This is a genomic window from Streptomyces sp. IBSBF 2435, from assembly GCF_036815005.1.
Lineage (GTDB): Bacteria > Actinomycetota > Actinomycetes > Streptomycetales > Streptomycetaceae > Actinacidiphila.
The window spans coordinates 1-7,313 of the sequence record NZ_JAJSYW010000252.1; the positions used below are offsets into that span (position 1 = coordinate 1).

10 protein-coding genes and 1 tRNA gene are annotated in these 7,313 nt (G+C 73.1%); 5 read left to right on the top strand and 6 right to left on the bottom strand.

All coding sequences use genetic code 11. The annotated features are described in order from the left end of the window. Window positions 1-69 precede the first annotated feature (69 nt). Complete coding sequence (locus V7E46_RS30910; RefSeq protein WP_333771509.1) at window positions 70-1,326, top strand: amidohydrolase family protein; 1,257 nt, start codon at window positions 70-72, stop codon at window positions 1,324-1,326. A 138-nt stretch (window positions 1,327-1,464) separates the two neighbouring features. Next, on the top strand, window positions 1,465-2,121 hold the full coding sequence (locus V7E46_RS30915; protein WP_333771510.1) for an NAD(P)H-binding protein: 657 nt from the start codon (window positions 1,465-1,467) through the stop codon (window positions 2,119-2,121). Between the two features lie 98 nt (window positions 2,122-2,219). Here the strand turns inward: V7E46_RS30915 and V7E46_RS30920 are convergent, their stop codons facing one another. Next, complete coding sequence (locus V7E46_RS30920) at window positions 2,220-2,816, bottom strand: TetR/AcrR family transcriptional regulator (RefSeq protein WP_333771511.1); 597 nt, start codon at window positions 2,814-2,816, stop codon at window positions 2,220-2,222. 94 nt (window positions 2,817-2,910) lie between these two features. Between V7E46_RS30920 and V7E46_RS30925 the strand changes: the two genes are divergently transcribed. Continuing rightward, window positions 2,911-3,339: a nuclear transport factor 2 family protein gene (locus V7E46_RS30925; protein ID WP_333771512.1), complete on the top strand. Its 429-nt coding sequence runs from the start codon at window positions 2,911-2,913 to the stop codon at window positions 3,337-3,339. Here the strand turns inward: V7E46_RS30925 and V7E46_RS30930 are convergent. Beyond that, on the bottom strand, window positions 3,328-4,122 hold the full coding sequence (locus tag V7E46_RS30930; RefSeq protein ID WP_333771513.1) for a hypothetical protein: 795 nt from the start codon (window positions 4,120-4,122) through the stop codon (window positions 3,328-3,330). The two genes, V7E46_RS30925 and V7E46_RS30930, sit on opposite strands and share 12 nt — an antisense overlap. A 175-nt stretch (window positions 4,123-4,297) precedes the next feature. On the opposite strand from V7E46_RS30930, the gene V7E46_RS30935 reads away from it, so the two are divergent. Further along, window positions 4,298-4,429 carry a hypothetical protein gene (locus V7E46_RS30935; RefSeq protein WP_329175661.1) on the top strand — a complete coding sequence of 44 codons (132 nt, stop codon included), beginning with the start codon at window positions 4,298-4,300 and terminating at the stop codon, window positions 4,427-4,429. A gap of 354 nt (window positions 4,430-4,783) precedes the next feature. Here the strand turns inward: V7E46_RS30935 and V7E46_RS30940 are convergent, their stop codons facing one another. Both V7E46_RS30940 and V7E46_RS30945 read right to left on the bottom strand, forming a co-directional pair. Beyond that, on the bottom strand, window positions 4,784-5,284 hold the full coding sequence (locus tag V7E46_RS30940) for a GNAT family N-acetyltransferase (protein WP_333771514.1): 501 nt from the start codon (window positions 5,282-5,284) through the stop codon (window positions 4,784-4,786). Window positions 5,285-5,439: 155 nt separating this feature from the next. Then, window positions 5,440-5,521, bottom strand: a tRNA-Tyr gene (locus V7E46_RS30945). Window positions 5,522-5,753: 232 nt separating this feature from the next. On the opposite strand from V7E46_RS30945, the gene V7E46_RS30950 reads away from it, so the two are divergent. Beyond that, window positions 5,754-6,242, top strand: a complete 489-nt coding sequence (locus V7E46_RS30950; RefSeq protein WP_327289260.1) for a YajQ family cyclic di-GMP-binding protein — start codon at window positions 5,754-5,756, stop codon at window positions 6,240-6,242. Window positions 6,243-6,329: 87 nt separating this feature from the next. Here V7E46_RS30950 and V7E46_RS30955 read toward each other — a convergent pair whose 3' ends face one another. Together V7E46_RS30955 and V7E46_RS30960 are read right to left on the bottom strand one after the other, a co-directional pair. Then, window positions 6,330-6,797: a peroxiredoxin gene (locus V7E46_RS30955; protein ID WP_329175663.1), complete on the bottom strand. Its 468-nt coding sequence runs from the start codon at window positions 6,795-6,797 to the stop codon at window positions 6,330-6,332. Between the two features lie 90 nt (window positions 6,798-6,887). Further along, window positions 6,888-7,313, bottom strand: a 426-nt coding sequence (locus V7E46_RS30960; protein WP_333771515.1) for a MarR family winged helix-turn-helix transcriptional regulator, incomplete at its 5' end; no start/stop codon positions are given.

Consider the following 7,313-nt stretch of genomic DNA (forward strand, 5'->3'; position numbering starts at 1 on the left):
CTCCACTGCCTCCACGCCCGCCCCGCTCCCGTCCCCGGGCGGGAGGCACCCCAGCACCGGAGGAGCGTGATGACCGACAGCCCGCGCGGCACCGCCGCCGAGACCGCCACCCTGCTGCTGTGCGGCGCCCGCCTCACCGACGGGCGGACCGTCGACGTCCGGCTGAGCGGCCCGCGGATCGAGGCCGTCGGCACCGCGGGCAGCCTCGCCGCACCGGGCGCCGCCGGCCGGCCGGGCGCCGGGGCCCGGATCGACCTGCGCGGCTATCTGCTGCTGCCCGCCCCGGCCGAGCCGCACGCCCACCTCGACCTCGCCCTGACCGCGGCCGCCGACGGCCCGCCCCCGGGCGGCATCGCCGACATCCAGCGCCGCGCCACCGAGGCCGCCCTGCTCCAGCTCGGCCACGGCGCCACGGCCGTACGCAGCCACGTACGCGTCGGCGACGTCCACGGGCTGCGCGCCCTCGAAGCGGTGCTCCAGGCCAGGCAGGCGCTGCGCGGGCTGGTCGACGTGCACACCGTCGCCGTACCGCGGCTGCTCACCGGGACCGCGGGCGCCGACGGGCTCGACACGCTGCGGGACGCGCTGAAGATGGGCGCGTCGGCGGTCGGCGGCTGCCCCGACCTCGACCCCGATCCCAGCGGGCACGCCGAGGCCGTCTTCACCCTCGCGGGGGAGTTCGGGGTACCGGTCGACCTGCACACCGCCGCCGGCGACCCGGCCCGCCTCGCCCGGCTCGCCGCGATGGCCGGCGGTCTGCGGCCCGGGGTCACCCTCGGCCCTTGCCACGGCCTCGGCACACTGCCCCCACACGCGGCAATGTCCGCCGCCGAACGGCTCGCCGCCGCCGGGATCTCCGTCGTCGCCCTCCCGCAGGGCGGCTGCGGCGGCCTGGAGACGGTCCGCCGCGGCTCCGCAGGCCTGCACACCCCCGTACGGCTGCTGCGCCGCGCCGGGGTCCGCGTCGCGGCAGGCAGCGGCGCGCTCGCCGACCTCGCCAACCCGGTCGGCCGCGGCGATCCCCTGGAAGCCGCCTTCCTCCTCGCCTCCTACGGCGAGTGCGACCCGCTGCGGTCCTACGACCTGATCAGCGCCAGGGCCCGCGCGGTCCTCGGCCTCCCCGAGGTCCGCGTCGAGGCCGGCTTCCCCGCCGAACTCCTCGCGGTCCGCGGCGACACCGTCGAGGGCGTGCTCACCCTCGCCTACAGCCGCATCGTCGTCCACCAGGGCCGGGTCGTCTCCCGCACCAGCGCGGTCCGCGAATACTGCGACACCTCCGCCGACCCCGCCCTCGACCTCCCCCGCCAGGCGCACCGCGAAGCGTGAGGCCGGTTCGGGCCGCGCTTTCCGGCCGGGCCGCGGGTGTACGCCCGCGCGCGGGGCGCGGAATCGCTTCGAGGCTCGCCGCCCGCGCGACCGGCGCGCCCCCGCCCCGGCCGGCCGCCGACGACGTACCGTCGAAGAATGCGCATCGTAATTGCCGGCGGCCACGGCCAGATCGCCCTGCGCCTGGAGCGCCTTCTCTCCGCCCGGGGCGATACCGCGGTCGGCCTGATCAGGAATCCGGCCCAGGCCGACGACCTCCGCCAGGCCGGCGGCGAACCGCTCGTGCTGGACCTGGAGTCCGCGACGGTCGACTCCGTCGCGGCGGCGCTGGCCGGCGCGGACGCCGCCGTGTTCGCCGCGGGCGCCGGTGCGGGCAGCGGCGCGGACCGGAAGCAGACCGTCGACCGCGACGCGGCCGTACTCCTCGCTGACGCCGCCGAGCGGGCGGGCGTACGCCGTTTCCTGATCGTGTCGTCCATGGGCGCGGACGCCCAGTCGTCTTACGAGGAGCCGGGGTTCGCGGCGTATCTGCGGGCGAAGGGCGCGGCGGACGACGCGATCCGGGCGCGTACATCACTCGACTGGACGATTCTGCGGCCCGGCGCACTGACGGACGACCCGGGGACCGGCCGGGTGCGGCTCTCCGCGGACCATACGGGCCGCGGCAGTGTGCCGCGGGACGACGTGGCCGCGGTATTGGTCGCGCTGCTGGACGCGCCGGGAACCGCGGGGCTGACGCTGGAACTCATCTCCGGGGACACCGGGATCGCCGCGGCGGTCCAGCAGCTCACCTGAGATCCGCGCCGGTCGGCGTCACTTCCGGCGCCTGGCCGCGTCCTCGCGCCGGCGGGGCTCAGCGGTGGAGCGGACGATGCCGCCGCGCGGGACCCGCGTCACACTGACGGCCGTGCAGGCGGCTCGAAGCCGTGCCGCATGATCCCCAGCAGCCGCCGCGCGTGTTCCGCGTCGGCCGCGGTCATGGCGGCGCCGCTGACCAGTGCGAGCAGATCGCCGACCGCGAGGTCGTCCCGTACGGCCCCCGCGGCGCGCGCCCCCGCGAGCAGCGCCTCGGCGGTCGACCGCATGGACCCGTGCCAGCGCTCGAACAGTTCGGTACGCCGCTCGTCCGGGCCTTCGGTGACCGCGAGCGCCAGCGCGCGCTTGGTCGCGACGTGCACGACGAAGTCGTCCAGCCAGGCGAAGAGCGCATCACCCGGCGGATGGCGGTCGGTCAGCGCGGCGGCAGTCCGGCACAGTTCGGCCACCTCGTCGGCGTAGACGGCCACGAGCAGGTCGCCGCGGGTCGGGAAATGCCGGTAGAGCGTCGCGTTGCCGAGCCCCGCCCGCCGGGCGACCTCGTCGAGCGCGACCTCGGGGCCGTGCTCCCCGAAGAGGTCCTTCGCGGCCGAGAGCAGCAGATCCGCGTTGCGCGCGGCGTCCGCCCTGCGCGCCCGCCGCGGTACGGGTGCGGATCCGGCGCCATGCGCCATCGGTCTCTCCCGGTGTTGTGAAGTGGGGATGTCCCCACTACGGTACCGAGCACAACCGGGGACGTCCCCGTATCCTGCCTCCGAGAGGGTACCGATGGCACTGACCTACGAGGACCGGACGGCGGTCACCGACCTGATCTCGATGCACGGCCACCTGGTCGACAGCGGCCGGCTCGACCGGCTCGACGAACTCTTCACCGCGGATGCCACCTACGACGTCAGCGACTTCGGCCGGCAGCCGCTGCAAGGTGTCGCCGCCATACGTGACGCGGCCCTCGCCCTGGGCGACGGCAATCCGCTCGGGCACCACGTCACCAACGTGGTCCTCACCGAACTGCCCGACGGCGGAATCCGCGCTCTGTCCAAGGGCATCGGCGTCACCGCCGCGGGCGGCTGCGGCACCGTCACGTACGAGGACACCCTCGGCCGGACGCCGGCCGGCTGGCGTATCAGCCACCGCAAGGTCGTGGCCCACCGCACTCCGCTGGGCGGCGCCGGCCCGCGTCCGTCCTCAGGCCGGTAGGACGGCCAGCGAGCCGGACAGCACCTGCAGCGAGACGTGGTGCGCTGCGGAGTCGTCCCGCGGCACCTGGACGTCGACATTGGCGGAGGTGGCGGCCGTCGTGACCGCGTAGCCGGCGCCGTCCGTCGGCAGCCGCAGCGTCATCGACGCGGAGGTCGTCTGCACCGCGAGCGCGCCGGGGGCGCCGGAGAAGCCGACGTCGGCGCTGCCCGAGGTCACGCGGACGTGGGCGTTCGCGGGGTGCAGCCCGACCGCGGTGAGCCGGTCGGACGCGGTCGTGACGTCCAGCGGGCCGCCGATGCCGGTCAGGTCGGTCTCCCCCGAGGTCTGGCGCAGCCGCAATCCGGTGTGGGCCGGCAGCCGCAGGGTCAGGTCGCCCGCGCACGGCTCGTCGGCGCCCGCGTTGTCGGCGCACAGCACGGTCATCGTGGTCCGGCCTGCGTCGGTGGCGGTCTTCGTGCGCACCCGTATGCCGGTGCCGTCGGCGCCGAGGAAGGTCCCGCTGACCGCGTGCGTGTCGTCGTCGGCGCTGACGCGGATACGGCCCGAGACGCCGTCCAGTACGACGGTGTCGACGTCGTCCGCGTGGACCTGGCCTGCGCCGGCGCCGTATGCGCGGTCCGGCGCCGGCGGGAAACCGGGACGGCCGTGGCCGGCGTTGTCGTCGTTGTCGTCGTGGGCGATGACGATCCCGATGACGACGGCGAGCGCGAGCAGCGGGACGCCGATGACGACGGCGCGGCGCGACGGCCGTCCGGCAGGTCGTGCGGTAGCGGGGTCCATGGCGGCCGTCTGCCCCGCGTCCCGCGAGGCGAACCCGCCAGATGCCGGGCACACGTTCGGGCGATACTCCCGGCGTGTCGCGCCCCGCGCTGGCAAAGAGGCCGCACCGTGTATGTCAGGCGGGCAGTCTGCCACGACAGGGTAGAACCTCCCGCAGCGTGGTGGGAGGTGTGCCGTGGTCTTCAACGGGTTGTGGCAGACGGTCCAGCGGGCGATTGAATCCCAGGAGATGACGGCCCGACTGATCGCGATTCTGATCACGATGGGCGCGTTCGCCGCGCTCTTCGCATGGCTGTGGCGGACCTGACTCCCCGCCACGCCAGCCGGCCCCGCTCGTGCGGGGAGCACGTTTCAGCGTCCGGCCGAGCATCTCGAAGATGCTGGGCTCAACCCCGCACGCGGGGACCACCCGTCCGGAACCGCGGCCATGCACAGCCCGCGGGAACAACCCCGCGCGCGGGGAGCACCGCACCTGGTCCGAGCCGTTGACGCCCGCCCTGGGAACAGCCCCGCGGCTGCGGGGAGCACGAGCTGACCTGGCACCCTTCAGCGCGGCCGGGCGGTTTTTACTCACTTTACGAGACCCGGGCATTTCGGCCGCCACGATCGCCCGACTTGGTAGCCGGAGGAAACCCGGCTGCCGTGGCGGTCGCCCGCAGACTCATGCAACGCGCTGCATGCACACCAGTTGATCCCGCTCGTCCCATGACCGGGTGACGGTGAAGCCGAGTCGTTCGTACAGGGCAATCGCCCCGGTCCGCCATTCCCACACCGAGAGCCGGACGGTGTCCGCGCCGTTTTCCGCGGCATGAGCGAGCGCGGCGCCGAGCAAGGCGGACGCGATGCCCTGGCCACGGAAATCGGGGTCGGTCCAGAGCCTCTTGATCTCCGACTGCCCCGTGGCCGGGGAAGTCAGCACCAGGCAGCCGACAGCCGCGTCCTCCAGGAGCGCCACCAGCACGACATCGTCGGCGAATGCGGTCCGAGGGTCGGTGATTTCTCGCCGGTAGCGATCCGGCAGTCCCGCCACGTCGGCGGCCGGTTCGCCCTTCTCCGCCTCCGTCCGCAGGTGGTAGGCCGCCAGCAAGGCGGCCAGGCCGTCCTCGATCGCAGGGGTCCGGCCCGGCCAGCGGACGATGGCGATCTCGCGGCGATCAGACATGAAGCCAGCATCACACGACAGAGACCGCGTTCCGCGCGAGCCCGAGCAGGCCCCTGCGCGGGGCAGGACGACCCGAGCGGGACAGCGGTCCCGCGACCGGACAAGCCGAAGGGCCTCTGGGCAGCGTTTGCGCTGGCCAGAGGCCCTTCTCCATGTGGCGGCACGTGGATTCGAACCACGGTAGGCTAAGCCGACGGATTTACAGTCCGCTCCCATTGGCCGCTCGGGCATACCGCCATGGAATGACGCCGTGGACGGGGTCCGCTGTTCGGCGGGGAGTCCGGTCCGTGGCGACGACGTAAACGATACCCGATGCGCGGGGGTGGTTCGCCACCGGATTGATCAGCGCGCAGGGGTCCGCGCGGTGGCTAGGCTGGTGCGTGACGGGCCGGCGACGGGCCGTGGAACAGATGGACCGATGGAACGCCGGTGGAACGCTAATGGAACACAGTCAAGGAGCCCACTGAAGATGGCCGACTCCAGTTTCGACATCGTCTCGAAGGTCGAGCGGCAGGAGGTCGACAACGCCCTCAACCAGGCCGCGAAGGAGATCTCGCAGCGCTACGACTTCAAGAACGTCGGGGCGTCGATCGCGTGGTCGGGCGAGAAGATCCTGATGGAGGCGAACTCCGAGGAGCGCGTGAAGGCGATCCTCGACGTCTTCGAGACGAAGCTGGTCAAGCGCGGGATCTCGCTCAAGGCGCTGGACGCCGGCGAGCCGCAGCTGTCCGGCAAGGAGTACAAGATCTTCGCGTCGATCGAGGAAGGCATCTCGCAGGACAATGCCAAGAAGGTCGCGAAGATCATCCGTGATGAGGGGCCGAAGGGCGTGAAGGCCCAGGTCCAGGGGGACGAGCTGCGGGTCAGCTCGAAGAGCCGGGACGACCTCCAGGCGGTGCAGGCGCTGCTCAAGGGCAAGGACCTGGACTTCGCGCTGCAGTTCGTCAACTACCGCTGAGGCGCCGCGGCCCGGTCGCGCGGGAGGGCGGTCGGGGCGTGCACACGCCCCGACCGCCCTCCGGGCCGGAGAAACCGGGGGCGGCGGCTACTTCGCCGCCTGGAGCTCCTTCACCACCGCCAGCGCGTCATCGATGTGCCCGCCGATGTTCAGCATCGAGGAGAACGCGTGCCGGATCACGCCCTCCTGGTCGATGACGAAGGTGATCCGGCCCGGCACCACACCGCCCAGCGAGGCGGCGCCGTACTGCTTGCGTACGGCCTTGCCGGTGTCCGACAGCAGGGTGAAGGGCAGTTCGTGCCGCCCGGCGAATTTCTCGTGCGACTCCACCGAGTCCGAGCTGACGCCGATCACCACGGCTCCGGCGTCCGTGAAGCTCTCGTAGCTGTCCCGAAAGCTGCACGCCTCGGCCGTGCAGCCGCGGGTGTTGTCCTTGGGGTAGAAGTAGAGCACCACGACCTTCTCGCCCAGGAAGCCGCTGAGCGTGACAGGCGCCCCGGACTGGTCGGGAAGTGTGAAGTCCGGTGCTTTGTCGCCGACTTGCAGGGTGGCCATGGCTCTTCTCCTTGACGTCTCGTCAGCATTGCCTATGCGCCCCCATCCTTGCGTACCCGGGGGTGCTGGCGGTGCCGGAACGGCCTGCGTTCAGCCGTCGGCGCGCAGCAGCGCGGCCAGCAGCGCCGCCAGCTCCGCCCGGCCCTCGGCGCCCAGCGTCGTACTCATCCGGCCCTCCGCGGCCTCGACGACTCCGCGTGCGGTCAGCAGCGCCGCCCGGCCGGGTCCGGTGATCCGCAGGGCATAGCGGCGGCGGTCCTGCGGGTCGCGGTCGCGCGCGACCAGGTCGGCCCGCTCCAGGTCGTCCACCACCTGGAGCACCGCCTGCTCGCTGATGGCCAGCTGCCGGGCGAGCTGCTGCTGCGAGCACGACCCGTCGGCCAGGACGGTCAGCGCGGCGAAGTGCCTGGCTTGCAGGCCGCTGTCGGCGAGCGCCGCCTCGATACGGTGGCGTACGAAGTGGTGCGCCTGGCTGATCAGCGCGCCGGTGCGGCGGGGGGCTGCGGGGCCGGGCGC

Excerpts from the sequence above, each read along its gene's own strand:
- V7E46_RS30950 (WP_327289260.1), top strand. The coding sequence starts at position 5,754 with ATGGCCGACTCCAGTTTCGACATCGTCTCGAAGGTCGAGCGGCAGGAG.
- V7E46_RS30915 (WP_333771510.1), top strand. The coding sequence starts at position 1,465 with ATGCGCATCGTAATTGCCGGCGGCCACGGCCAGATCGCCCTGCGCCTG.
- V7E46_RS30910 (WP_333771509.1), top strand. The coding sequence starts at position 70 with ATGACCGACAGCCCGCGCGGCACCGCCGCCGAGACCGCCACCCTGCTG.
- V7E46_RS30925 (WP_333771512.1), top strand. The coding sequence starts at position 2,911 with ATGGCACTGACCTACGAGGACCGGACGGCGGTCACCGACCTGATCTCG.
- V7E46_RS30930 (WP_333771513.1), bottom strand. The coding sequence starts at position 4,122 with ATGGACCCCGCTACCGCACGACCTGCCGGACGGCCGTCGCGCCGCGCC.
- V7E46_RS30955 (WP_329175663.1), bottom strand. The coding sequence starts at position 6,797 with ATGGCCACCCTGCAAGTCGGCGACAAAGCACCGGACTTCACACTTCCC.
- V7E46_RS30920 (WP_333771511.1), bottom strand. The coding sequence starts at position 2,816 with ATGGCGCATGGCGCCGGATCCGCACCCGTACCGCGGCGGGCGCGCAGG.
- V7E46_RS30940 (WP_333771514.1), bottom strand. The coding sequence starts at position 5,284 with ATGTCTGATCGCCGCGAGATCGCCATCGTCCGCTGGCCGGGCCGGACC.